This is a genomic window from Streptomyces sp. NPDC048603 (assembly GCF_043199475.1).
Classification (GTDB): domain Bacteria; phylum Actinomycetota; class Actinomycetes; order Streptomycetales; family Streptomycetaceae; genus Streptomyces.
The window spans coordinates 125,314-150,394 of record NZ_JBICVY010000017.1; the positions used below are offsets into that span (position 1 = coordinate 125,314).

The 25,081-nt window shown below is 71.6% G+C and carries 22 protein-coding genes; 4 read left to right on the forward strand and 18 right to left on the reverse strand.

Going from position 1 to position 25,081, the window contains the following annotated elements:
- Positions 1–18: 18 nt before the first annotated feature.
- The 13 genes from pgi to ACGFQ9_RS33485 form a co-directional block, all read right to left on the reverse strand.
- Entirely contained in the window at positions 19–1,680 is a 1,662-nt protein-coding gene (pgi, locus tag ACGFQ9_RS33425) for a glucose-6-phosphate isomerase (RefSeq protein ID WP_393579202.1), read from the reverse strand.
- Between the two features lie 176 nt (positions 1,681–1,856).
- Positions 1,857–2,192, reverse strand: coding sequence for an RNA polymerase-binding protein RbpA (locus tag ACGFQ9_RS33430; RefSeq protein ID WP_007263454.1), 336 nt, complete (start codon positions 2,190–2,192; stop codon positions 1,857–1,859).
- Between the two features lie 65 nt (positions 2,193–2,257).
- Positions 2,258–2,494: a preprotein translocase subunit SecG gene (gene secG, locus ACGFQ9_RS33435; protein ID WP_393579138.1), complete on the reverse strand. Its 237-nt coding sequence runs from the start codon at positions 2,492–2,494 to the stop codon at positions 2,258–2,260.
- 115 nt (positions 2,495–2,609) lie between these two features.
- Positions 2,610–3,386 (reverse strand): triose-phosphate isomerase, encoded by a 777-nt coding sequence (gene tpiA / locus ACGFQ9_RS33440; RefSeq protein ID WP_393579139.1) that lies wholly within the window; start codon positions 3,384–3,386, stop codon positions 2,610–2,612.
- Between the two features lie 5 nt (positions 3,387–3,391).
- Entirely contained in the window at positions 3,392–4,603 is a 1,212-nt protein-coding gene (locus ACGFQ9_RS33445; RefSeq protein ID WP_393579140.1) for a phosphoglycerate kinase, read from the reverse strand.
- Between the two features lie 125 nt (positions 4,604–4,728).
- On the reverse strand, positions 4,729–5,733 hold the full coding sequence (gene gap / locus ACGFQ9_RS33450) for a type I glyceraldehyde-3-phosphate dehydrogenase (RefSeq protein ID WP_393579142.1): 1,005 nt from the start codon (positions 5,731–5,733) through the stop codon (positions 4,729–4,731).
- Positions 5,734–5,957: 224 nt separating this feature from the next.
- Positions 5,958–8,915, reverse strand: coding sequence for a M14 family zinc carboxypeptidase (locus tag ACGFQ9_RS33455; RefSeq protein ID WP_393579144.1), 2,958 nt, complete (start codon positions 8,913–8,915; stop codon positions 5,958–5,960).
- A 174-nt stretch (positions 8,916–9,089) separates the two neighbouring features.
- Positions 9,090–10,079, reverse strand: coding sequence for a DNA-binding protein WhiA (whiA, locus tag ACGFQ9_RS33460; protein WP_125639393.1), 990 nt, complete (start codon positions 10,077–10,079; stop codon positions 9,090–9,092).
- A complete protein-coding gene (yvcK, locus tag ACGFQ9_RS33465) occupies positions 10,070–11,119 on the reverse strand; it encodes a uridine diphosphate-N-acetylglucosamine-binding protein YvcK (protein WP_393579146.1) in 1,050 nt (349 codons plus the stop codon). The genes whiA and yvcK overlap by 10 nt, the downstream gene beginning before the upstream one ends.
- Entirely contained in the window at positions 11,116–12,051 is a 936-nt protein-coding gene (gene rapZ / locus ACGFQ9_RS33470) for an RNase adapter RapZ (protein WP_393579147.1), read from the reverse strand. Before rapZ ends, yvcK begins: the two co-directional genes overlap by 4 nt.
- Positions 12,048–14,057 (reverse strand): excinuclease ABC subunit UvrC, encoded by a 2,010-nt coding sequence (gene uvrC, locus ACGFQ9_RS33475; RefSeq protein WP_393579148.1) that lies wholly within the window; start codon positions 14,055–14,057, stop codon positions 12,048–12,050. Before uvrC ends, rapZ begins: the two co-directional genes overlap by 4 nt.
- A gap of 311 nt (positions 14,058–14,368) precedes the next feature.
- The gene (locus ACGFQ9_RS33480; protein WP_393579204.1) at positions 14,369–15,253 is read right to left on the reverse strand and encodes a hypothetical protein; all 885 of its coding nucleotides are present in this window, start codon (positions 15,251–15,253) and stop codon (positions 14,369–14,371) included.
- A 5-nt stretch (positions 15,254–15,258) separates the two neighbouring features.
- On the reverse strand, positions 15,259–15,870 hold the full coding sequence (locus tag ACGFQ9_RS33485; protein WP_393579150.1) for a papain-like cysteine protease family protein: 612 nt from the start codon (positions 15,868–15,870) through the stop codon (positions 15,259–15,261).
- A 258-nt stretch (positions 15,871–16,128) separates the two neighbouring features.
- Here ACGFQ9_RS33485 and ACGFQ9_RS33490 point away from each other — a divergent pair, with 258 nt between their 5' ends.
- Positions 16,129–17,085 carry a hypothetical protein gene (locus ACGFQ9_RS33490; RefSeq protein WP_393579151.1) on the forward strand — a complete coding sequence of 319 codons (957 nt, stop codon included), beginning with the start codon at positions 16,129–16,131 and terminating at the stop codon, positions 17,083–17,085.
- On the opposite strand, the gene ACGFQ9_RS33495 is transcribed toward ACGFQ9_RS33490, so the two are convergent.
- Positions 17,082–17,732: a TetR/AcrR family transcriptional regulator gene (locus ACGFQ9_RS33495; RefSeq protein ID WP_393579153.1), complete on the reverse strand. Its 651-nt coding sequence runs from the start codon at positions 17,730–17,732 to the stop codon at positions 17,082–17,084. The genes ACGFQ9_RS33490 and ACGFQ9_RS33495 overlap by 4 nt on opposite strands.
- 85 nt (positions 17,733–17,817) lie before the next feature.
- Here ACGFQ9_RS33495 and ACGFQ9_RS33500 point away from each other — a divergent pair, with 85 nt between their 5' ends.
- Positions 17,818–18,249: a DUF4345 domain-containing protein gene (locus tag ACGFQ9_RS33500; RefSeq protein WP_393579155.1), complete on the forward strand. Its 432-nt coding sequence runs from the start codon at positions 17,818–17,820 to the stop codon at positions 18,247–18,249.
- 51 nt (positions 18,250–18,300) lie between these two features.
- On the opposite strand, the gene ACGFQ9_RS33505 is transcribed toward ACGFQ9_RS33500, so the two are convergent.
- Positions 18,301–19,449, reverse strand: a complete 1,149-nt coding sequence (locus tag ACGFQ9_RS33505) for a hypothetical protein (protein ID WP_393579157.1) — start codon at positions 19,447–19,449, stop codon at positions 18,301–18,303.
- A 307-nt stretch (positions 19,450–19,756) separates the two neighbouring features.
- Between ACGFQ9_RS33505 and ACGFQ9_RS33510 the strand changes: the two genes are divergently transcribed.
- Entirely contained in the window at positions 19,757–21,088 is a 1,332-nt protein-coding gene (locus ACGFQ9_RS33510) for a lanthionine synthetase LanC family protein (protein ID WP_393579158.1), read from the forward strand.
- 93 nt (positions 21,089–21,181) lie between these two features.
- Here the strand turns inward: ACGFQ9_RS33510 and ACGFQ9_RS33515 are convergent, their stop codons facing one another.
- Complete coding sequence (locus ACGFQ9_RS33515) at positions 21,182–22,843, reverse strand: IS1634 family transposase (RefSeq protein WP_393579160.1); 1,662 nt, start codon at positions 22,841–22,843, stop codon at positions 21,182–21,184.
- Between the two features lie 89 nt (positions 22,844–22,932).
- Entirely contained in the window at positions 22,933–23,361 is a 429-nt protein-coding gene (locus ACGFQ9_RS33520) for a Rieske (2Fe-2S) protein (RefSeq protein WP_393579161.1), read from the reverse strand.
- Between the two features lie 137 nt (positions 23,362–23,498).
- On the opposite strand from ACGFQ9_RS33520, the gene ACGFQ9_RS33525 reads away from it, so the two are divergent.
- Positions 23,499–24,389, forward strand: a complete 891-nt coding sequence (locus ACGFQ9_RS33525) for a carbohydrate kinase (RefSeq protein ID WP_393579163.1) — start codon at positions 23,499–23,501, stop codon at positions 24,387–24,389.
- 49 nt (positions 24,390–24,438) lie between these two features.
- Here the strand turns inward: ACGFQ9_RS33525 and ACGFQ9_RS33530 are convergent, their stop codons facing one another.
- Complete coding sequence (locus tag ACGFQ9_RS33530; protein WP_393579164.1) at positions 24,439–25,056, reverse strand: TetR/AcrR family transcriptional regulator; 618 nt, start codon at positions 25,054–25,056, stop codon at positions 24,439–24,441.
- Between the last annotated feature and the right edge of the window lie 25 nt (positions 25,057–25,081).

Sequence of the window (25,081 nt, forward strand, 5' to 3'; positions counted from 1 at the left end):
GCGTCAACTGCCGCCGCGTCAGTCGCGGCCGCGCAGCTCCCGGTACGCCGCCACCAGCGCCCGCGTGGACGGGTCGAGCCCGGGCACCTCCGCGCCCTCGCTCAGCGCCGGCTCGATCCGCTTGGCGAGCACCTTGCCGAGCTCCACGCCCCACTGGTCGAAGGAGTCGATGTTCCACACCGCGCCCTGCACGAACACCTTGTGCTCGTACAGCGCGATCAGCTGTCCGAGCACGGAGGGGCTGAGCTCCGGGGCCAGGATGGTCGTCGTCGGGTGGTTGCCGCGGAAGGTCTTGTGCGGGACCAGTTCCTCGGCCACGCCCTCCGCGCGGACCTCCTCCGGCGTCTTGCCGAAGGCCAGCGCCTGGGTCTGCGCGAAGAAGTTCGCCATCAGCAGGTCGTGCTGGGCCGCCAGGAACGGGGGCAGTTCATCGAGCGGCCGGGCGAAGCCGATGAAGTCCGCCGGGATGATCTTCGTGCCCTGGTGGATCAGCTGGTAGTAGGCGTGCTGGCCGTTGGTGCCGGGCGTACCCCACACCACCGGGCCGGTCTGCCAGTCGACCGGATTTCCCTGTCGGTCGACCGACTTGCCGTTGGACTCCATGTCCAGCTGCTGCAGGTAGGCGGTGAACCGGGACAGGTAGTGGCTGTAGGGCAGCACCGCGTGCGACTGGGCGTCGAAGAACGCGCCGTACCAGATGCCCAACAGGCCGAGCAGCAGCGGGCCGTTGGCCTCCGGCGGGGCGGTGCGGAAGTGCTCGTCGACGGTCCGGAAGCCGGCCAGCAGCTCGCGGAACGCCTGCGGGCCGATGGCGGTCATCAGCGAGAGCCCGATGGCCGAGTCGAAGGAGTAGCGGCCGCCGACCCAGTCCCAGAACTCGAACATGTTGACCGTGTCGATGCCAAAGTCGCGGACCTTCTCCTCGTTCGTGGAGAGGGCCACGAAGTGGCGGGCCACGGCCGAGTGGTCGCCCTCCGCGTCCAGGCCGCCGAGCAGCCAGGTCTTCGCCGACGTGGCGTTGGTGATGGTCTCGACGGTGGTGAAGGTCTTCGAGGCGACGATGAACAGCGTCTCGGCCGGGTCCAGGTCCCGTACCGCCTCGTGCAGGTCGGCGCCGTCCACGTTGGAGACGAAACGCACCGTCAGGTCCCGGTCGGTGAAGGCGCGCAGGGCCTCGGTCGCCATGGCCGGGCCGAGATCGGAGCCGCCGATGCCGATGTTGACCACGTTGCGGATGCGCTTGCCGGTGTGGCCCCTCCACTCCCCCGACCGGACGCGGTCGGCGAAGTCCGCCATCTTGTCGAGCACGGCGTGGACGCCGGGGACGACGTTCTCGCCGTCCACCTCGACGACCGCGTCGGCCGGTGCGCGCAGGGCGGTGTGCAGGACCGCGCGCCCCTCGGTCGTGTTGATCTTCTCGCCGCGGAACATGGCCTCGCGCAGTTCCGCCACCCCGGTGGCCGCCGCGAGGTCCCGCAGCAGCGAGAGGGTCTCGTCGGTCACGAGGTGCTTGGAGTAGTCGATGTGCAGGTCTCCGACCCGCAGGGTGTAGCCGGTGCCGCGGCCCGGGTCCGCCGCGAACAGTTCCCGCAGATGCGTCTGGCCCAGCGCCTCGCGGTGCTTGCCCAGGGCAAGCCACTCCGGCGTCCGGTTGAGGCTCGTTCGTCCGCCTGCGTTCATCTCGGACATCAACCCACTTCTTCCGTCCTGTTGTGCCCCGCCAGGGACCAACCTAAAGGATCGAAAGGCCCACACTGCACACAAAGGGGCCCGGCCCGCTGGAGAATGCGTCCAGCGGGCCGGGCCCTTGTTTCAACGGATGCTGCACACGGTGCTTCACACGGTGTGGGTCGCGCTCAGATCTCGCCCCGGAGCTTGGCGAGGGCCTCGGCGAGGATCGCCTCGCCGTCGGCGTCGGTGCGCCGTTCCCGTACGTACGCGAGGTGCGTCTTGTACGGTTCGGTGCGCGGCGGCGCCGGGGGGTTGTCCCGGTCCTGACCCGCCGGGAACCCGCAGCGCGGGCAGTCCCAGGTGTCCGGTACCTGTGCGTCGCTGGCGAAGCTCGGCTGGGTCTCGTGCCCGTTGGAGCACCAGAAGGAGATGCGCAGACGGGGTGCGGACTCGCCGCGCTCGGCCTCGCCCATCGGCCCCGCTCCGACCCGACTGCCACGGATCGCGTTGCCACTTGCCACGGTCGTAACTCCCTGCGTGATGGTGCCGCGAAGCGTGAGTGTACCGCGCCGTACCCGAGTTGGGGTCAGCTGCCGGACTTGATCAGCAGGCCCAGAGCGACAATGCAGGCGAACCACAGCAGACCGACCACCACGGTGATGCGGTCGAGGTTCCGCTCGGCGACCGAGGAGCCGCCGACGGAGGACTGCATGCCGCCGCCGAACATGTCGGAGAGGCCGCCGCCCTTGCCCTTGTGCATCAGCACGAGCAGCATCAGCAGCAGGCTGAAGACGATCAGGGCGATCGAGAACCCCATAACCACGGCTGGACCCTACTTCCTGGTTTCGATGATGCGGGGGCCGGCAGCTGGTGGTTCAGCTGTTCCGGCCCCCGCAAGAGTACGACGTATCCGCCTTACCGCATACTCACAGCGATCGTCACTGGTCGCGGAAGCGGACGATCTTGACGAACTCGTCGGTGTCCAGAGCGGCACCGCCCACGAGGGCACCGTCCACGTCCGGCTGCGCCATGATCGCGGCGATGTTACCGGACTTCACGGAGCCGCCGTACTGGATGCGGATCTTGTCGGCGACGTCCTGCGAGTACAGCTCGGCCAGACGGCCGCGGATCGCCCCGCAGACCTCCTGGGCGTCGTCGGGCGTGGCGACCTCGCCCGTGCCGATGGCCCAGACGGGCTCGTAGGCGATCACGATGGTCTCGGCCTGCTCGGCCGTGACGTCCTTCAGACCGCCGTCGACCTGGGCGAGGGTGTGCGCGACCTGGTTGCCGGCCTTGCGGACGTCCAGGCCCTCGCCCACGCACAGGATCGGGGTGAGGCCGTTCCGGTAGGCGGCCTTGACCTTGGTGTTGCAGAGCTCGTCGCTCTCGCCGTGGTACTGGCGGCGCTCGCTGTGGCCGACGGCCACGTACGTGCACTTCAGCTTGGACAGCATCGGGCCGGAGATCTCGCCGGTGTAGGCCCCGGAGTCGTGCGCGGAGACGTCCTGGGCGCCGTACTTGATCTTCAGCTTGTCGCCGTCGACCAGGGTCTGGACCGAGCGGAGATCGGTGAAGGGGACCAGCACCGCGACCTCGGTCGCGTCGTAGTCCTTGTCGGACAGGGCGAAGGCGAGCTTCTGGACGTGGGCGATGGCCTCGAGGTGGTTGAGGTTCATCTTCCAGTTGCCCGCCATCAGCGGGGTACGGTCAGTCACTTTGTTCAGTCCTCCAGAGCGGCGAGGCCGGGGAGGGTCTTGCCCTCAAGGTATTCGAGGCTGGCGCCACCACCGGTCGAGATGTGACCGAAGGCGTCCTCGTCGAAGCCGAGCGTACGCACGGCGGCGGCCGAGTCCCCGCCGCCGACGACGGTGTAGCCGGGGCTGTCCAGCAGCGCCTGCGCGACGGCCTTGGTGCCGCCTGCGTAGTCGGGGTGCTCGAAGACGCCCACCGGACCGTTCCAGAACACGGTCGCGGCGTCGGCGATCTTCGACGCGTACAGCTCGCGGGTCTTGGGGCCGATGTCCAGGCCCTCCTTGTCGGCGGGGATCCTGTCCGCGTCGACGATCTCGAAGTTCGCCGGGGTCTTGCCCTTGAGGTCGGGGAACTCCGCGGAGACCAGCACGTCCACCGGCAGGAGCAGCTCGACGCCGTTGGCCTCGGCGCGGGCCATGTACTCCTTGACCGTGTCCACCTGGTCCTTCTGGAGCAGGGAGATGCCGACCTCGTGGCCCTTGGCGTGGAGGAAGGTGTACGCCATGCCGCCGCCGATCAGCAGCCGGTCGGCCTTGCCGAGCAGCTCGTCGATGACGGCGAGCTTGTCGGAGACCTTCGCGCCGCCGAGCACGACCACGTACGGGCGCTTGACGTCGGCGGTGAGCTTCTCCAGGACGCCGACCTCGGTGGCGATCAGGCCGCCAGCCGCGTGCGGGAGCCGCGCCGGCAGGTCGAAGACCGAGGCGTGCTTGCGGTGGACGGCGCCGAAGCCGTCTCCGACGTAGAGGTCGGCGAGCCCGGCGAGCTCGTCGGCGAAGGCGCCGCGCTCGGCGTCGTCCTTGGAGGTCTCGCCGGCGTTGAAGCGCAGGTTCTCGATCACGGCGACCCGGCCGTCGGCGAGGGCGGCGACGGTCTCCTTGGCGGAGGAACCGATCGTGTCGGTGGCGAACGCGACGTCCTGGCCCAGCAGTTCGCCGAGCCGCGCGGCGGCCGGGGCGAGGGAGAAGGCCGGGTCCGGCTCGCCCTTGGGGCGGCCGAGGTGGGAGGCGACGACCACGCGGGCGCCGGCCTCGGCGAGCTTCGCGATGGTCGGGAGGACGGCGCGGATACGGCCGTCGTCGGTGATCTCGCCGTTCGCGAGGGGCACGTTCAGGTCGGCGCGGACGAAGACCCGCTTGCCGGCCACACCCTCGGCGAGGAGTTCGTCGATCGTCTTCATGTTGTTTCTGACTCCTTTGGCGCCCATGTGCAGGCGAAGAACGACAGGCAAACTACAGGGTCCGGGCTGCGCATCATCGCGCCACCCGGACCCTGAGCCTTACATCGTGGTTACCGCTCCTGCGATCAGAGCTGGCCGCCGACGAAGACCGTGAGGTCGACGAGGCGGTTCGAGTAGCCCCACTCGTTGTCGTACCAGCCGACGACCTTGACCTGCTTGCCCTGGACCATGGTCAGGGAGGAGTCGAAGGTGCAGGAGGCCGGCCAGTTCACGATGTCGGAGGAGACGATCGGGTCCTCGGTGTAGTCCAGCACGCCCTTGAGCTGGCCCTCGGCGGCCTTCTGGAAGGCGGCGTTGATCTCGTCCTTGGTGACCTCGCGGTCGAGCTCCAGGACGAGGTCGGTGACCGAGCCGGTCGGGACCGGGACGCGCATGGCGATGCCGTCCAGCTTGCCCTTGAGCTGCGGCAGGACCAGGGCGGTGGCCTTGGCGGCACCCGTGGAGGTCGGGATGATGTTCTCCGCGGCGGCGCGGGCGCGGCGCAGGTCCTTGTGCGGGAAGTCCAGGATGCGCTGGTCGTTCGTGTAGGCGTGGACCGTGGTCATCATGCCCTTGACGATGCCGAAGTTCTCGTCGAGGACCTTGGCCATCGGCGCCACGCAGTTCGTGGTGCAGGACGCGTTGGAGATGACGTGGTGGTTGGCGGCGTCGTACTTGTCCTGGTTGACGCCCATGACGATGGTGATGTCCTCGTCGGTGGCCGGAGCCGAGATGAGGACCTTCTTCGCACCGGCGGCCAGGTGCTTGGCGGCGTCGGCCTTCTTCGTGAAGATGCCGGTGGACTCGATGACGATGTCGGCGCGCAGCTCGCCCCACGGGAGGTTCGCGGGGTCGCGCTCGGCGAAGGTCTTGAAGGTCTGGTTGCCGACGGTGATGGAGTCTTCGGTGTAGCTCACCTCAGCGTTGAGGCGGCCGAGGATGGTGTCGTACTTGAGCAGGTGCACCAGGGTGGCGTTGTCGGTCAGGTCGTTGACACCGACGATCTCGATGTCCGCCCCCTGATCCAGGAGCGCCCGGAAGTAGTTGCGCCCGATGCGGCCAAAACCGTTGATGCCTACGCGGATCGTCACGAACCGATCTCCTCGTTGTCACGCCGGCCTGTCCTGCCGGCGATCTGTATGGGATGTCCCCGACCGCTTACGACCCTACCTCTCCGTACGGCGTGGAGTGACATCGACGATGCACGGACATCGCCCGGAACGACCCGGGGTGCACCGCCCTCCGGCCCGTACCGGAACAGCCGGTACGGGCCGGGCGGGACCGCGGTCCCCGCCACCCGCCGTGCGGACCCGGGTCAGCGGTGCAGGGTGCGGAGCGCCTTGCCGATCAGAACCTCCCGGTCAGCGGCCGCCGGCAGGTGTTCGAGGCCGAAACCGAGGAGCACCGAGTCACGGGTGGTGACCGCGGCGTAGGACTTGAACAGCTCACCGGAACGGGACCAGTCGCCCGGGATGTCGGGGCTTCCGGCCGGTGAGCCCTGGGCCGACCAGTCCCCGAGGGAGGTCTCGAAACCCTCCGCGGCCTGGTCGGTTCCGCCGGTGGACAGCCGCGCCTCGTCCATGAAGACGCCGCGTCCGCCGGAGCCCGGGTCGGTGATGTACGCCAGCGACAGCTCGACCTTCTTGCCGGCGTAGGCGCTCAGGTCGAAGGACACCTGCCGCCAGCCGTTCGACGAGCCGGTGAAGCTGTTCCACTGCCCGCTGGTCCCGGCGGGCGTGCAGCCTCCGGCGTCCAGGGTGAGGTAGCGGCGGAGGAACGGGTGGCCCTGGATGAAGAACCCGGCCGCGCACTCCTCCGGGACCGTGGTGGAGGTCAGGCCGCCGGTGTCGGGCAGCGTGGTCCAGTCGTCGCCGCCGGCGGTACGGGCCTCCAGGACGGCGTGGTCGTAGCCGGGTTCGGTGTTCCAGTTGAGGGCCGTCTTCAGGACCGGCCGGTCGGCCGCGGTCACCCCGGTGAGGTCGACGGTGCGGACCAGACGCTTCCAGTCGTCGTCGGCGTGGGTGGCCGAGGCCATCCAGGAGCCGGCGTACGGGGCGTACGGGTTGACGACGCCCGCGTACCCGCCCGCCTGTGCGCTGCGGAACTGCGGGTACTGCGCCGCGGGCAGGGTGTCGGAGGTGACGGTGAAGGATCCGGGGGTGTCCAGCGGATTGCCGGCCGCGTCGGCGAGGCCGCCGCCGGCACCGCCGAGCCGGCCCGCGCCGGCGAAGCCGGTCGCGCCCTTGACCGCCGTACGCCCGTAGGCGCCGAGCCAGTACTGGCTGAAGTCGTTGGTGACGGCCGGACCGATCTGGCTGTTGCCGCCCGCGCGTTCGCCCGCCTCGATCAGCTTGCCGCCCTCGTTGAGGAAGGCGCGCAGCGCGAGCTGGGTGGCGCCGCCGGGTACCTGAGCGCCGGTGTAGTGGACGGCGGTGGAGAAGTGGGACAGCACGCCGAGCGGGTGCGGCACGCCCTGCACGGCGACGTCCCACAGGGCGGCGGACCTGCCGTTGGCGCGCAGCGCGTCCACGTACGCCTGGGCGTGCTGGGCCTTGGCCCCCTCCTCGGCGATCACCAGGACGTCGGCGCGGGGCCGGTCGGCGACGGTGTAGGTGAAGTGTTCGCTGGAGACCCGCTTGCCGGTGTCGCGGTCGCGGCCGGTGAACCAGACCTCGACCCGGTCGCCCGGGCGGGTGCCCGCGACCTCGGCCCGGTACTGGTCGAACCAGTGGTTGTCGTCGCCGCCGAAGGTCTCGCCGCCCTTCCAGGGCCCGAGTTCCCCGTCGTGCGTACGGCCGCCGTTGACGCGGTAGTTGAGCTGTTTGTCGCGCAGGGACTTGCGGGCGGTGACGGCGACCTGCTGGTCCTGGCCGCGGCGGGCGTAGGAGGTGGCGAAGGTGTCGGGGGTGAAGTCGGCCGCGGTCATGCCCACCGTGGAGGAGGGCTTGTCGGGGTGCAGCGCGGTCTCGGCGACGGAGAGCGCGAAGGGGATGTTCTTGGCGAACTCCTCCTGGATGAGCTTCTCGTCGTCCGGGAAGTTGAAGCCGGAGGCGCAGTCCTCGGGCTTCCAGGGGTCGTTCGGGTCGGCCGCGGAGGCGGTCTGGCAGGTCGTCATCTCGGGCGTGAACATCATCATGCCGTTGACGTTGGCGGCGTGGCCGTCGGCCTCGCCGTTGGTGGTGTAGAGCTCGGAGGAGAGCTGCGGGTGGTAGCCGGGGACGGCCGGGTTCTCCGGGGTGCCGGCCAGTGCCTTGTAGAGCACGTCGTCGGGGGTGGGGGTGGCCACCTGCCAGCCCACTCCGTAGAGCAGCAGCTCGGCGGCGGAGTGGTAGTTGATGCCGTACTCGAAGCCGATGCGCTTCTGGAAGGCGTCGAGGGCGACGGTCTCGGGCTCGGAGTTCGGGCCGCCGCCGCGGTAGGTCTCGCTCGCCGGGTTCGGGGAGGAGCCCTCGTTGTCCCAGCCCCATTTGTAGGCGAAGTTCCGGTTGAGGTCGACGCCGTCGCCGGGGGCGGTCTTCCCGTCGCCGTTGGTGTCCCGGAGGTTCTTCCGCCACAGCCGGGCGCCGTCGGGGGCGTGCGTGTAGTCGTAGCCGTCGGGGTTGGCGGAGATCAGGAACCACAGCTCGGAGGAGTCGACGAGCCGGGTGACGCGCTGGTCCTTGCCGTAGTTGTCGAGGTAGTGGTGGAGCAGCCGGCGCGTCATCTCCGGGGTGATCCACTCGCGGGCGTGCTGGTTGGACATGTACAGGGTGGCCGGTTTGGCGCCGTCCCGGGCACGGCGGGCGTCCTTGCTGACCTTGACGGCCAGGATGTCCTTGCCCTGGACGGTCTTGCCGATGGAGACGACCTTGGCGATGCCGCGGGGGTCCTGGCCGGCCTTGACGATCTCCTCCTGGAGGCCGCCCTTGCCGCTGTAGGGGCGGAAGACCCCGTCCCCGGCGGCCTTGGCGCGGGCGGCCGCTCCGCCGGGCACCCTGCGTTCGGTGAGCTTGATCCCCTGCGCGCCGAGATCCCTGGCCTGGGCGGCGGTGAGGATCAGCTCGACCCGGGCGGTGCCCTTCTCGGGGGCACGTTCCCCCAGCTCGTGGGCGTCCTGCCCGGCGGCGAGGACGAGGGGTACCTGTTCCCGGGTGATGTCGGCGTCGTAGACCCGCACCTCGTCGGCGGCGGATAACGCCTCGCCTCCGGGCCGGGCCTCGGCCACCGGTGCGGTGGCCAGTGAAGCCAGCGCCAGCGCGCCGGCGGCGAGGATCGATCTCGCGCGGTGCCTCATGTGCCCCCCTGGGCGTTGTCTGCCACGAAGCGGTACGCACGACAGGCTCACGATCGTCCATGGCCATGTCAATGGGGCGTACCGCGCCAGACGGCCGAAGGGCCCGCACGCGTGACGCGTGCGGGTCCTTCCCGAGCAACTCGGAGCAACACGGGGCGGGGCTGCCGGGCAGCCTCAGCCCGCCAGGTTGTCGGCCATCTCCTCGGTGAGGTTGGACTCGGTGCCCGGGATGCCGAGGTCCTGCGCCCGCTTGTCGGCCATCGCCAGCAGGCGCCGGATCCGGCCCGCGACCGCGTCCTTGGTCAGCGGCGGGTCGGCGAGCGCGCCCAGCTCCTCCAGGGAGGCCTGCTTGTGCTCCATGCGGAGCCGGCCCGCGGCGGCGAGGTGCTCGGGGACCTCCTCGCCGAGGATCTCCAGTGCCCGCTGCACCCGGGCGCCGGCCGCGACCGCGGCCCGGGCCGAGCGGCGCAGGTTGGCGTCGTCGAAGTTGGCGAGCCGGTTGGCGGTGGCGCGCACCTCGCGCCGCATCCGCCGCTCCTCCCAGGCCAGCACCGACTCGTGCGCGCCGAGCCGGGTCAGCAGGGCACCGATCGCGTCGCCGTCGCGTACGACGACCCGGTCGACCCCGCGGACCTCGCGGGCCTTGGCCGCGATCGAGAGCCGGCGGGCGGCGCCGACCAGGGCCAGGGCGGCCTCCGGTCCGGGGCAGGTGACCTCCAGGGAGGAGGACCGGCCGGGCTCGGTGAGCGAGCCGTGCGCCAGGAAGGCGCCCCGCCAGGCCGCCTCGGCATCGCAGGTGGCCCCGGAGACCACCTGCGGGGGGAGACCGCGGATGGGCCGGCCGCGGCCGTCCACCAGCCCGGTCTGCCGGGCCAGCTGGTCACCGCCGGCGACGACCCGTACGACGTACCGGCTGCCGCGGCGCAGCCCGCCGGGGGCCATGACCACGAGGTCCGAGGAGTGTCCGAAGATCTCCAGGATGTCCTTGCGGAGCCGCCGGGCGGCGATCCCGGTGTCCAGCTCCGCCTCGATGACGATCCGTCCGCTCACCAGGTGCAGCCCGCCCGCGAACCGAAGAATCGCCGAGACCTCTGCCTTCCTGCAGCAGGTCCGGGTGACGGGGAGCCGGGAGATCTCATCCTTCACCGCTGGCGTCATCGCCATGGGCCGATCCTTCCATGCATCCGAAAAATACGGTCGTACGCGGCGGCCAGCAGCTCCGGGTCGTGCTTCGGGGAGCCGTCCTCCCTGGCCACCGGCGCCAGCTCGACCGCGGCACCGAAGCGTTTGGCCGCTTCGGCGAGGGACTCGCGGTCGGGCACGGCGGCCTGGTCGGCCAGCACCACGTCCAGGGCGAGTTTAGGGGCGTGTCGGGCCAAAACCTCCAAATGACGCTGCGGAGAGAAGCCCTCTGTTTCCCCGGGCTGCGGCGCGAGGTTCAGCGAGAGCACCCGCCGGGCCTTGGTCTGCGTCAGCGCGTCGAGCAGCTCGGGCACCAGGAGGTGCGGGATCACGGAGGAGAACCAGGAGCCCGGGCCCAGCACCACCCAGTCCGCGTCCAGGACCGCCGCGACGGCCTCCGGGACGGCCGGCGGGTCGGCCGGGACCAGGTGCACGGACTGCACCTCGCCCGGGGTCAGGGCGACGGTGGCCTGCCCGCGCACGGTGTCCACCTCGTGCGGGCGGGCCGGGTCGTGGCCGCGCACCAGGGCCTGCAGCTCCAGCGGCACGGCCGACATGGGCAGCACCCGGCCGTGTGCCCCGAGCAGTTTGCCGACCAGGTCCAGGGCCTGCACCGGGTCGCCGAGCTGTTCCCACAGGGCCACGATCAGCAGGTTGCCGACGGCGTGGCCGTGCAGCTCGCCCTCCGACTCGAAGCGGTGCCGGATCACCCGGGACCAGGTCTGGCCCCAGTCGTCGTCCCCGCACAGCGCGGCCAGCGCCTTGCGCAGGTCCCCGGGGGGCAGGACGCCGAGCTCCTCGCGGAGCCGGCCGCTGGAGCCGCCGTCGTCGGCGACGGTCACCACGGCCGTGAGGTCGCCGGTGATGCGGCGCAGCGCGGCCAGGGAGGCCGAGAGCCCCATGCCGCCGCCGAGGGCCACCACCTTGGGCTGGGCGCCGCGGCGCCGCGCCGACCGGGCCGTGTCGTCACGGCCCGTGGTCAGCAGGCGCAGGCGGCGCAGCCGCAGGCTCCGTCCGGTCACTCGCGCCCCATGTCCCGGTGTACGACGACGGTCTCGACTCCCTCGGAGGCGAGGCGGGCGGCGAGCTTCTCGGACATGGCCACGCTGCGGTGCTTGCCGCCGGTGCAGCCCACCGCGATGGTCACGTACCGCTTGCCCTCGCGGCGGTAGCCCGCGGCGATCAGCTGGAGCAGCTCGGTGTAGCGGTCGAGGAACTCCTTGGAGCCGGGCTGGTCGAAGACGTAGTCCGAGACCTCCTGGTTCAGGCCGGTGTAGGGGCGCAGCTCGGGGACCCAGTGCGGGTTGGGGATGAAGCGGCAGTCCACGACCAGGTCGGCGTCGACGGGGAGGCCGTACTTGTAGCCGAAGGACATGACGGTGGCCCGCAGCTCGGGCTCCTCGTCGCCGGCGAACTGGGCGTCCATCTTGGCGCGCAGCTCGTGCACGTTCAGGCTGGAGGTGTCGATCACCAGGTCGGCGTCCCCGCGCAGCTCGCGCAGCAGGTCGCGCTCGGCGGCGATGCCGTCGGTGATGCGGCCGTCGCCCTGCAGCGGGTGCGGGCGGCGGACCGACTCGAAGCGGCGGACCAGGGCCTCGTCGGAGGACTCCAGGAAGACGATGCGCCGGGTGACTCCGCGGGTTTCGAGGTCGGCGAGGGACTCGCGGAGGGCGTCGAAGAACTGGCGGCCGCGGACGTCGACCACGACGGCGATCCGGGCCACGTTGCCCTGCGAGCGGGCACCGAGCTCCACCATGGTGGGGATCAGGGCCGGGGGGAGGTTGTCCACGACGAACCAGCCGAGGTCCTCCAGGCACTTGGCGGCCGTGCTCCGGCCGGCTCCGGACATGCCTGAGATGATCACCAGCTCGGGGATGGCCGCCTCGGCGGCCTCGCCGGGCTCCATGGTCGTGCCCGTACTCACCTGTGCTCCGTCTCCGTCGTGCGTGGTCATTGTTCGGCTCCCCGTTCGGACGAGGGTTCCGCGGGTGCGGTCCTCTCGTCCTCCATGATCTCTCCTGTCGCCGTGTTGACGGCAGGACCCGCAGGGGTGGCGGCTGCGAGGGCCGCGGCCACCGTCTCGGCCGTCTTGCGGCCTATCCCCGGCACCTCGCAGATCTGGTCGATTGTGGCCCCTCTGAGCTTCTTCACCGAACCGAAGTGCTTGATCAGGGCCTGCTTGCGGGTCTCTCCGAGGCCGGGCACCTCGTCCAACGGGCCCGCCTTCAGGCGCTTGCCACGCTTGTTCCGCTGGTACTGGATGGCGAACCTGTGCGCTTCGTCACGGACCCGCTGCAGCAGGTAGAGGCCCTCGCTGGTGCGGGGCAGCACCACCGGGTCGTCCTCGCCGGGCAGCCACACCTCCTCCAGCCGCTTGGCCAGTCCGCACACGGCCACGTCGTCGATGCCGAGCTCGGTCAGGGCCCGCTGGGCGGCGGCGACCTGCGGCTGCCCGCCGTCGACCACGACGAGCTGGGGCGGGTACGCGAACCGCTTGGGCCGGCCGTCGTCCTCGGGGAGGGCCTCCTCGCCGTCCTCCGGGCTCCACTCCCCCGTCTTCAGCTTCTCCTGGAGGTACCGCCGGAAGCGCCGGGACACCACCTCGTGCATGGACCGTACGTCGTCCTGCCCGGCGAACGATCTGATCTGGAAGCGGCGGTACTCGCTCTTCCGCGCCAGCCCGTCCTCGAAGACCACCATGGACGCGACGACGTCGTCGCCCTGCAGGTGGGAGATGTCGAAGCACTCGATGCGCAGCGGGGCGCCGTCCAGCTCGAGCGCCTCGGCGATCTCCTCCAGGGCCCGGGAGCGGGTGGTGAGGTCGCTGGCCCGCTTGGTCTTGTGCAGGGCCAGTGACTGCTGGGCGTTCCGGTGGACGGTCTCCATCAGGGACTTCTTGTCGCCGCGCTGCGGGATGCGCAGGCTGACCTGGGATCCGCGCCGCGCGGCGAGCCACTCGGAGAGGGCCGGGGTGTCCTCCGGGAGCGCCGGCACCAGCACCTCCTTGGGCACGCTCTCGCCGCTCTCCTCCCCGTAGAGCTGCTGCAGGGCGTGCTCGACCAGGCCGGCGGTGTCCACGGCCTCGACCTTGTCGGTGACCCAGCCGCGCTGGCCGCGGACCCGGCCGCCGCGGACGTGGAAGATCTGCACGGCGGCTTCCAGCTCGTCCTCGGCCACGGCGACGATGTCGGCGTCGGTGGCATCGGCCAGCACCACCGCGTTCTTCTCCATGGCGCGGCGCAGCGCCCCTATGTCATCGCGCAGCCGGGCGGCCTTCTCGTACTCCATCTCCTCGGCGGCCCCGTGCATCTCCTTCTCCAGCCGGGAGAGGTAGGCACCGGTCCGGCCGGCCATGAAGTCGCAGAAGTCCTCGGCGAGTTCGCGGTGTTCCTCGGGGCTGACCCGCCCCACGCAGGGGGCGGAGCACTTGCCGATGTAGCCGAGCAGGCAGGGCCGGCCGATCTGCGCGGACCGCTTGAACACCCCGGCGGAACAGGTCCGCACGGGGAACACCCGCAGCATGAGATCGACGGTCTCGCGGATGGCCCAGGCGTGCGCGTACGGCCCGAAGTACCGGACGCCCTTCTTCTTGGGTCCCCGCATGACCTGGACGCGCGGGAACTCCTCGTTCATCGTGACGGCCAGGGACGGATAGCTCTTGTCGTCCCGGTACTTCACGTTGAACCGGGGGTCGTACTCCTTGATCCAGGAGTACTCCAGCTGCAGCGCCTCGACCTCGGTGGAGACCACGGTCCACTCGACGGAGGCGGCGGTGGTCACCATGGTGGCGGTGCGCGGGTGCAGCCCGGCCACGTCCTGGAAGTAGTTCGCCAGGCGCTGGCGCAGGCTCTTGGCCTTCCCGACGTAGATCACCCGGCGGTGCTCGTCGCGGAACCGGTAGACCCCCGGCGAGTCGGGAATCTGCCCCGGCTGGGGGCGGTAGCTGGAAGGGTCGGCCATGCCAACCACCCTACTGGCGCCCACCGACAACCGGACCGCGCCTTCCGGCTGTGCCGCGGCGGTCGCCACCGGCGCGACGAGACCCCGCGGGACGGACTCCCCACCGGTGGGGCGCCTCGTTCGCGCAGACCGCCCTTGTCGGGACGGGGGCTGCGGGCGCCGCCGGCCGCTTCCTGCGCGGCGAGCGCCGCAGGCTGGATCGCCGGATCGCGGAGCGGTCCCGGCCCGAGCGGCGTTCGAGCGGTGCCCGGGCGGAGCTCCGCCCGGGCACCGGAGCCCCGCTCCTCCACCCCCGGCACGCGACCGGCGGGCTACGCCGTGGTCTGGGCCCGACGGACGCGCCGTACGCCGAGCAGGGCGAGCACAGCCGCCCCCGCGGATGCCGCGCCGATGACCGGCAGCAGCCCGGACTCCGGCCCGGGAGCCGGACCGGCGGCGGCAGCAGCAGCAGCCACGGCCTCGGCAGGCGCACCGGCTCCGGCACCGGCTGCGCCAGGGGCGCCCGGCGCCACAGCGGCAGCGTCGTAGCCGCCCGCCTTGCCGCCCCGCGCGTACGCCGACCCCGGCAGCTTGTCCCCGTACGCCTTGACCACCCGCGCCCGGTACGCGGCCAGCGTCGTACCGCGGTCGCCCACCGCGCGTACGGCGTCCTCGTCGAGCGGGAGGACCCTCCCTCCCCCGGACACGTACCACGCGTCGATCTGCGGCTCGCGGAACACCGTCCCGCCGGGCAGCTTCCGCGCACCCACCGCGCCGTACCGGAACTCGTCGTCGCCGGTGGCGATGTTCACCACCTGCCAGCCGGCCCCGGTCTTCGCCGTCCACAGCGCGGCCTGCTGCCCGTCGGACGACACCGCCTTGCTGACGAGGAACTCCATCCGGGAGACCGGCGCGTCCGCCCGCCCGGCGACGAAATCGGGCGACAGGTAGTGGACGGGTATGGTCTCGCCCTCGATCCGGGGCCGCGCCGCGGCCGCGGAGATCCTGCCCTCCCGGGCGAAGAACCGGGACAGCGTGTCCAGCGTGCCGGGTGAGCCGGCCGCCTCGCGGGCCGCGGCCCGGTTCCCCTCGGTGGCGGCCGGCGGCTGCGGCACGGGCGTGGCGGCGGCCTGCCCGGCCACGACCACCGGAAGGGCGGCGGCCAGCGCTGCGGCGAGGGCGGCCACGGTGGTGGTGGCGGCTGCGCGGAGGCTCATGGCGGTCACGCCCCGATCCGGTAGAGCGAGTGGGTCCAGGAGAAGGAGCTGTTGTCCACGTACCAGGCGTGCGAGGCCCAGTTGTACCGGTTGCTGGAGGGCCAGGGGTCGCCCCAGTAGACCCAGCTGTTGGCGGTGTCGTAGCCGTAGACGACGTGCATGTGGCCGCCGCCGCCCGACCACTGGATCCGGGTCTCGACCGGCCGGTTCGCGTCGATCTCGGTCTGCACGGTGGGGTAGCGCAGCCAACCGGTGACGTACGAGCCGGGGTTGATGCCGGCCCAGCTCAGCCCGTTCTGGACGTTGCCGAGCGTGGCCTGGTTGTTGGGGCACTCGGTGCCCTGCTGACGGTTGAAGGCGGCGTTGCAGAACTGGTTCTGGCTGTAGCCGCGGCCGAACCAGGTGGCGATGGTGTTGCCGCCGGCCGCCCAGCACCAGTTGGTCTTCTGCTGGGCCTGCATCGTGATGTCCAGGCGTTTCCAGGCCAGTGTGCCGTCCTGACCGGACCCGGACCCGGCGGCGGTGGCGGCCGTCGCCGAGGCCGTGCCGGCGGGCAGGGCGAGGAGCAGGGCTGAGGCGAAGGCGGCGAGGAAGAGCCGCCTCTTTCGGGTGCGCATCGCGTTCCTCCCGTGTGGGGGTCCCCCGGTGGGGCCGGGGGGAGTGGGGGATGGAGAGGAGCGCGTCCGGACGCTGCACGAGAGCATCAGGGTGTTGTCGCGATCAGGTCAACACGCTTCAATACGCGGTGACACCGCGGTGTGAACGCGAGCCCTGCGGTGTGAATGCGGGCCGTCCCGCCACCTGGGCCCCGGCGCCACCGGCGCGCACTCCCGCACCACCCGGCGTGAACGTTCACAGGAGGAGCCGGAGCCGCCATGCCAGGGACCGCCGAGGGCCCGGACCCGCTGTCCGGGGACCGCGACGCACTCGCCCGGCTGCTCCGGGCCGGCCCCTTCCACGCCGCCCTGCGTGCCGCGATCGCCGCGCGCGGGCTGCCGCTGCACCGGGTCCGGCACCGGCTCGCCGCGCGCGGCATCAAGCTCGGTGTGACCAGTCTGAGTTACTGGCAGCAGGGCGCCCGGCGGCCCCGCCGCCCCGAGTCCCTCAAGGCGGTCCGGGCCCTGGAGGAGATCCTGGAGCTGCCGGCCGGCTCGCTGGTCCGGCTGCTCTCCCCGGTGGCCGGTCCCGCCGGCCCGGCACGCCCGGCCGCCCGCTCGTACCGCGCGCTGCTGGAGGTCGGCGCGGCCGTGGAGGAGCTGCTGGGCGGGCTGGAGCTGCCCGCCGACGGCGGCCTGCACACCCTGGGGCACCACGAGCGGGTCCGGATCGGTCCGCTCCGCGAGCTGCGGGCACGCGACTCCCAGCACGTCGTACGGGCCCACCGCGACGGGGTCGACCGGTACCTGGCCGTCCACCACGGCGACCCCGGGTGCGATCCCTCCCGGGTGCGGGTGCGGGCCCGGGAGAACTGCCGGACCGGGCGCGTCCGCTGGCACCGGGAGGCCGGGGTGGTGGTGGCCGAGCTGCTGTTCGACGCCCGGCTGCGCAGTGGCGACACCTACGTCTTCGGCTACGGCTTCGAGGACGGGACCGGCGGGGTGAGCAGCGAGTACCTGCGCGGCTTCAGCTACGCCGGCGGCCAGTACGTGCTCCAGGTCGGCTTCGACGAGGCGGCGCTGCCGGTGCGCTGCGTGCGCTTCCGGCAGGCCGGTCCGGGCGCTCCGCGCACCGGCCTGGCGGACCTCACGGCGAACGGCCCGCACCGCAGCGTGCACCTGGTGGACCAGGGCGTACGCCGCGGCATCCTGGGCATCGGCTGGGACTGGGTCTAGCCGAGTCCGGGACCGGGTCCGGTCCCGGTCCGGGGCAGGGTCTGGTCCCAGTCCGGCGCCGGGTCGGCGGGGAGCAGGGGGCGCAGGGCTCCTACCGCCGCGCCGATGCAGGTGTCCCGCAGCTCGGTGCGGGTGCAGGTCTCGCGCGTGAGCCAGTCCACGCACAGCACCTGGACGAACACGAGCCATGCCTTCAGTGCCGCGGAGACGGCGTCGTGCGTGCGCCCGTCGGCGAGCGGGAGCACCCCGAGCAGGCGTGAGCGCAGGGCGTCGAGCTCGTCCGTCATGATCGTCTGGATGACCGGGTCGCCCGCCAGCACCCGGTTCGCGGCCAGGACGGCATGGCGGTTGGCGATGAAGTAGTCGAGGTGGGCGTCCAGGCCCTGGGCGAGCTGCTCGACGAGCGTGGCGCCGGGGTCGAAGGTGGTCGCCTCCAGCAGCCGGTCGGCCGCCTGCCCGTAAACCGCCGCGAAGAGGGCGTGCTTGCTCGCGAAGTGCCGGTAGAGCAGGGCGCGGGAGACCCCGGCCTGCCGGGCGACTTCCTCCATCATCACGTCGTCGTAGGGGACTGCGGCGAAGAGCCGGGCGCCGACGGCGAGCAGCTGGGCACGGCGGTCGGCGGGGGTCAGACGTCGGCGGGGCGGCACGCGCCCAGGTTACTTGACACACGTCTACCAAGGGGGCCTACCCTGAAGATAAGTAGACACACGTCAACTAAGTGGGGGTGGAGTCATGGCCAGGGCACTCCGGGTGTTCGCGTGGACGACGGGTCTCGCCTGTACGGCGATCGGGCTGTTCCACGTGGTCGGCGGCAATGCCGTGATTCCGGGCGAGGCCGATGCCGGCCCCACGCTGGACAGCCTGGGCCGGTTCTTCGGCGCGGTCTTCGCCGGGTACGGGCTGGCCTGGCTGTGGGCGGCCCGGCAGGACCCCGTACCGGCGCGCGTGGTGCGGTGGCTCGCGGCGGTGTTCCTGCTGGGCGGCGTGGGGCGGCTGCTGTCCCTGGCCGTGCACGGGTGGCCGCACCCGTTCCAGGTGGCGCTGGCCGTGATCGAGCTGGCCCTGCCGCCGGTCTGGTTCTGGCTGGCGGATTCCGACGAGCGGGCCGCCTTGGAACGGCGGCCCGCGGGCGCCCCGGCCGCCCGGCCGTCCCTTCCGGCCTGAGGCGCGCAGGTCCGGCCCGGGGCGCGGATCAGCCCCACCGGACCGGACGCCTCAGGAGGGATCGGCCGCGGACTCCCGGGCGGCTGTTTCGGCGGCGGCCCTCAGGCGGTCCAGGACGTCCTGCGGGGTGATGAAGTACGACTTTCCCGCGATGGACCGCTCGTACGAGGAACGGACCGACCTCCACAGGGCACACGCCTCCCGCCCCGTGACGGCGAGCTCGTCCTGCATGCGGGGGTCGAAGAGGTCGTAGTAGTGGAGTCTGAGGCCGGGTTCCACGCCCTCCGGCGTCCGCGCCGCCCCGTCCGTCATCTGGTTCGCGATGACGCTCATGACGCGCGCCATGTGGATCGCGGGAAGGCGGCCCTGGGGAGCGTCGGGGTGCCGGAAGACGTGCTGCCACAGGTACGAGTCGGTGTCAGGGTCCGCCTCGAACGCTGTCGCGGCCAGTTGCGCCAGGTGGTCGTGGATGGATCCGTCGTGGGTGAGCGCACCGCCCAGCACATGCCGAATCCCTTCACTCAGGCGGTCCTCGTCGTCCGGCGTCTCGAACTCGAGTCGCGCCTGCTCCACCGCGTGCTCCTGGTACCACTCCGGAATCCATTCCGGCACGTCGTTGACCTCGCTCACCACCCGGGGCGTGACGCCGGGCAGGTCCGCCGGCGCGTGCGCGTCCAGGCGGACCAGTGCGCGGCCGGGGATCCTGGTGGACAGCCGGCTGCCCGGGTCCAGCCCGTTCGAGGTGTTCACCCAGAGCCGGAGGGTCGGACCTTCCTCGCCGCCGGGACGCCATACGGCCTCCGGCACTGCGGCGTCGTCATCCGTGATGCGGAGGGGAGGACCGATCCGCTGCTCGATGCCGACCGCGTACTCCCGCCAAACGGCACGCGCGGCGGCGAGGACCTCCGGGTTCTCGCCGACGTTCTCCGCCGAGATCGCGCACGGCACGTAGCGTGCCAGCCGCACCGGGTTGAGGAAGTGGCGTCCTTTTCCGTACAGCTCGAAGGCGTTGCCCGAGCGGCTGTGCACGGTGAGGACGGAGTCGATCTCGATCGCGGTGAAGAACTTGACCTCCTCCATCCACGTGGCGATCTCGCTCTCCACGACCGGGGGCCCGCACCACAGGGCCGGGTCCGGGAACCCTATGAAGAGGACCGCGTCCCGGAGTTGGGCCGCTTCGTGCTGCACGATGACCTGCATGGTTCATCTCCCCCGATGAATGATCGTTTGCCGGTCATCCTAGGGGCACCCCGGAATGCCGAGTTCCGGGAGGACCTGCTCGTCTAGCCCCGTACTTCGCGGGTCGTTGATTCGTTTGGTGTGACCGGTTCGGTGGTGTCCTGGGCCGGTGGTGTGGCGTTGGATCGGGTGTGTCGATGGCTTCCCGGTCTCCGCGACCACGGGCTCAGCGTCAGCGTCTTGACCGGCCCTCCGCGACCGCCGGAACTGACGGAGCGGCAACACCGCACGGCACGGGCCGGTGATCCGGCGGTTGTAGCGTGGCCTGGTGAGAAGCGACGTATATCGGGACGTGGGCGAAGCCGCGTGGTCGTGGGTGCTGGACCACGTGCGCGAGGACGAGGGCCCGTGGCTGGTGCAGGCCGTGGTGGAGGGTGGTCCTGAGGCCACGTCACCTTCCCAGGACCGTGACTCGCTGTACGCGGGGATCGCCGGCCTGGCTCCGGTGCTGGCCGAGATCGCGCAGTACCGGGAGCTGGGCGTGCGGGAAACGGCGCTGGCGACCGGCATCGTGACCAGGCTGTCGGCACAGGCCGGGCAGCGAACGGAACCCTCGCTGTACGACGGCCTCGCGGGCGACGCGACGGCGCTCAGACTGCTCGCCCCGGGCGAGGAAGTGGTGGCGCTGCGGCGGCTGGCCGCCCTGGCGACCGGCGACGGATGGAAGACCACGCTCGACTTCGAGCCGGGCTCCGACGCGCCCCTCACCGACGTCATCATGGGCACCGCGGGCGTGGTGATGACGGCGGTCTGGGCGAAGAGCGAGTTCACGGACGCGATCGCGACGACGGGAGGCGAGGCCCTGCTGCGGGCGGCGGACCGCACGGAGGCGGGCCTCGACTGGGGTATGACACCGGGGGCGGCGTCGAGGGCGCCGAACTACTCGCACGGAACCGCTGGGGTCGCGGCCGCTTTGGCGGTCGCGGGCGCCGCCCTGGACCGCGAGGACTTCGTCGAGGCAGCGGTCGCGGGCGCCCGGCACGTCCTCTCGGTGGGGTTGTTGAAGGATGCGGGCTTCGTCGTCCCGCACACGATCCCGCCGTCGCGCCGGGAGGTGGAACCGGTGACGTACACGTGGTGCCACGGCCCGGCGGGCACCTCGCACCTGTTCACCGCGCTGGCGCACGCAGGGGTCACCGAGGTGGCTGGCCACGACGTCGACGAACTGCGGCACCGCTGTATGACCTCGATCCTCACCTCGGGTGTGCCGGAACGCCTCCGTGCCGGCTTCTGGGACAACGACGGCCGCTGCTGCGGAACGGCGGGCGTCGGAGACGTCCTGCTGGACGCGGCCCAGGACTGCCGGGCGCCGGAGAGGAGACAGACCCTGCTGCGGGCCGCGCACAGGATGGGTGACGCGTTGGTCGACCGGGCCATCAGGGATGACGCGGGCGCCCGTTGGCGCTTTCTGGAACACCGCGAGGACCCGCCGCTGCTGCCGCCCGGCACGACGTGGATGCAGGGCGCGGCAGGCATCGCGGCCTACCTTCTGCGCCTCGCCCGGTACGGCGAGACCGGCCCCGACGCCCCGGTCGTCGACCGCCCGGACCAGTGGTGGGCCGTGCCGGCACACCTGCGTACTACACGTACGGGTGCATGAGCGACCAGTCCCATTCGAGACAAGTAATGCTTAATGATCTCGGCCTTGTGTGAGGCGTGGTCCCCTCTAGCCCCGGACTTCGCGGTCACCGTTTCAGGTCTGCGGCCAGCGGGTCTGTCCGATGTCGGTGTCGAGCAGGTCGAGGAGGTGGAGTTGGACGCCGCGGGTGATCTGGACGGTGGGCGGGTCGGTGATGTTGCCGATCTGCAGGGTGAGTTCGCCGAGGTGGTAGAAGATCATGCGGCCGGTGGGGCGGACGTGGCGGTTGTCGGGGTAGAGACCGCTCATGTTCTGCTCGGGGCCGAGCGCCCGTCTGACCTGGCGTTCGATCAGACAGAAGACCAGCAGGGCCAGGCAGATGACCTGGATGAGGGCGGCGACGCGCCGGTTGTGCTGGACGAAGACCGGCGCAACCGCGAGCGGGCCCTTGAAGTCGTGGTATCTGCGTTCGACCGCGCCCTGGCCCTTGTAGTGGATCAGGGCCTGCCCGGCATCCGCCTGGTCGGCGGGGACGGACGTCAGCAGTGCGTACCAGCCGTCAACAGCGGCTTCGGCCTTCAGCACGCTGGTGTCGAAGTGCCAGGCCAGGACCGGGGTGCCGTCGTCGTTGTCGGTGACGGTCCAGCGCAGACAGGAGGTGACGCGGCGCTTGGCGGCGATGACACCGATCCGGGCGACGATCTTCTCCCGAGTCCTGTAGTGGCGTCCGCCGGCCGCAGCAGTGAGCTTGTTCAGATCTTCGGTGGCCTTGGCCAGGCGTTTGTTCCGGGCGGCTTGCCGGCCGGCGGCGTTGGCGGTGGAGTGGACCAGGATCCGCCGCACGGTGAGCGGCGGATCGCTCTTGCGGGGCCCCGTCAGGGTGTGGGCGTCCTCCAGCACGCGGTAGGTCTCGCGCAGCTCGGCGGGCTTGCCCGCCTCCCGGTCCGGGGTCCAGTCCACGACAGCGGCCTGCGCGAGGCCGAGGGCGGCATAGACCTCGTCCTTGACCTGCGCGGCCGGGGCCGGGGCGATGAACCGGACCCCGGCCGCGAGCAGGGCACGGATGTTGGAGTAGGACACCAGCTTGGAGTCGGCGACCATCAGGAAGTCGCGCTCACCGGCCATGGCCCGCAGGTCCTTCATCGCGCCGACGACCTGGCTGACCTCGGCCGCACCACCGCCGAAGACCCGGGCGTGGAGCGGGATGCCGCCGTCGGCCGACACCGCGAGCTCGGCCTGGACCTGCTTGAGATCAAAGCGCCGGTCCTTGGGATGCCCGTGGCCGATGACGGGGAAGTCCTCGTCCTGGCCCTCAGCCGGGAAGGCCCCGTGCACGGACATGCTGGTCATGTCCCAGTGCATCCGGGCCACGTCGATCCCGAACTCACCGATCGCCTGCGCCCCGACCGTGCCCGCGATGTGCTCCAGGTGCGGAGCGATCGCGTCCAGTGCCCGGGCCAGACGATCATCGTTGAGCAGACCGGACTCGATCCCGAAGACCTCCTCCACCGCCCAGCACCTGGCCCAGTCCTCCACCCGCACCAGCGGCGCCGGCGAGGTCAGCCGGTTGGCCACCAACGCCTCGGCCACCTGCCCGTGCGTCACCAACGCACTCGCACCACCAGGACACACCTCGTCGACAATCCCAGCGACATCCAGCCGGCGCAGAAACTCGGCAGCGACAGGCAGAGCGCCCAGACGCTTCTCCACCACGGACGTCACCGCCACTTCAAAACGCTGACGCTGAGACCGTGGCCGCGGAGACCGGGAAGTCATCGACACACCCGATCCAACGCCACACCACCGGCCCAGGACACCACCGAACCGGTCACACCAAACGAATCAACGACCCGCGAAGTACGGGTCTAGCCGGCGATGAGCTTGCCGCCCTCGGCACGGACCGGGACGGCCGGCAGCGGGTCGCTCGCCGGGCCGCTGAGCACCTTGCCGGTGGCGACGTCGAAGCGGCTGCCGTGGCAGGGGCAGTTCGCCTCGTCGCCCTCGATCTTGTCCAGGACGCAGCCGGCGTGCGTGCACTGCGCGCTGAACGCCTTGTACTGGCCCTCGACCGGGCAGCTGACCAGCAGTTTCTTCTCCCGGAACAGCTTGGCTCCGCCGACCGGGACCTCGGCCGCCGTGCCGACCTCCACGGGCGCGGTGGGGGTGGCGGGAGTACGGCCGCCGCTGTTGGACGCGGTGGAGCAGGCGGTCAGGGCCGCCCCGGCGCCGGCTGCCCCCGCGAGGGCGGCGGCGCCCTTGAGCACGGTACGGCGGGCGGCTGGCTGCGACGGCATGGGTTCTCCCGGCGGAACGGTGGCGCGAGTGCTGGAACGGTGGTGCGAACACCCCGACGATACGTGCGGCGTGCGTGCCGCCCACGAGCGGTACCTGTCCCTCCGTTCCGCCCGTTCCGTGCGGTACGTTCCCCGGTGTGATTGTCGTCGGTGGTGAGGCCCTGATCGATCTGGTGCCGGTGGACCGGCCTGCGGGCGCGCTGCTGCCCCGGCCGGGCGGCGGCCCGTACAACACCGCGCTGGCCCTGGGCCGGCTCGGCGCGGAGGCCGCGTTCTGCTCGCGGGTGTCCACCGACGGCTTCGGCGAGACCCTGCTGGCCGGTCTGCGGGCCGCGGGGGTGGACCTGTCGCTGGTGCAGCGCGGGCCGGAGCCGACCACGCTGGCCGTGCCCTCGCTGGGGCCGGACGGTTCGGCGGCGTACGGCTTCTACACGCAGGGCACGGCGGACCGGCTGTTCGCGCTGCCGGAAGCGCTTCCCGCCAGGGCCCGTGCGCTGGCCCTGGGCACCTGCTCGCTGGTACTGGAGCCGGGTGCGAGCGCGTACGAGGCACTGCTGCGCCGGGAGTCGGCGCGCGGCCTGCTCACCCTGCTGGACCCGAACATCCGGCCGGCGCTGATCGCGGACCCCGAGGCGTATCGTTCCCGCTTCCGGTCCTGGCTGCCGTACGTGTCCGTGCTGAAGCTGTCGGAGGAGGACGCGGACTGGCTGGGCGGGCGGCCGGAGGGCTGGCTGGCGGCCGGGGCCTCCGCGGTGGTGCTGACCCGGGGCGCCGAGGGGCTGACGGTCCGGACCGCGTCCGGCGAGGAGCACTCCGCCCCGGCGGAGCGGGTACGGGTGGCGGACACCATCGGGGCGGGCGACACGGTCAACGCGGCCCTGCTGCACCGGCTGACGGAGACCGGGCCGGGCCCGGTGGACTGGCCCGCGACCCTGTCCTACGCGGCCCGCGCCGCAGCCCTGACCTGCACCCGCCCCGGCGCGGAACCGCCCTGCGCGGCGGAGGTCGCGGACCCCGCCCGCGTGTAGCGGCAAAGGGGCCACGGGCCCGCGGCCGGGCCCCGGTGCACGGCGGAGCTCAGCGGAGCGCGGCCCAGACCGCGCGTGCCACGGCCGGGGCGAACTGCTCGACGGGATCGACCACTTCCTCCCCTGCGGCATGGAGGAAGAAGGCCCTCTGGAAGCACGCCCCCAGCAGCAGGGCGGCGGCGGCGCGCACATCGGCGTCCGGCCCGACCGTGCCCCGGGTGCGGGCCCGTTCCAGATACCTGACGAGCGCCTCACGCACCATGTGCGGGCCTGCTCCCTGAGCCCGGATGCCCTCTCGGTGACGCGACAGGAGGGAGGGCTCGGCGAAGATCGAGGCGGCCATGGTCATCGCATCGGCGTAGAAGAGCGAGGCGTGCGTGGCGATCTCGGCCAGCCCCTCCTCGACACGGCCCTCGGCCGGATCGGCGGCGAGCGCGGTGAGCAGCGCACCGGCGTTGGGAGTGCGCTCCATCAGGACCCTGACGAACAGCTCCTCCTTGTTCGCGTAGTGCTTGTAGAGCGCGGCCTCCGAGCACCCCGCCTCGCGGGCGATGGCTTTGGTGGTGGTGTGGACCAGGCCGACGGTGCGCATGAGCTTCTCGGCGGCGTCCAGCAGACGCTCGGCGGTGGGACGCTGCGGCTGGGGGCTTGACGAAGGGGTGAGCATTCACTCACCATACCTTCAGAGCGGG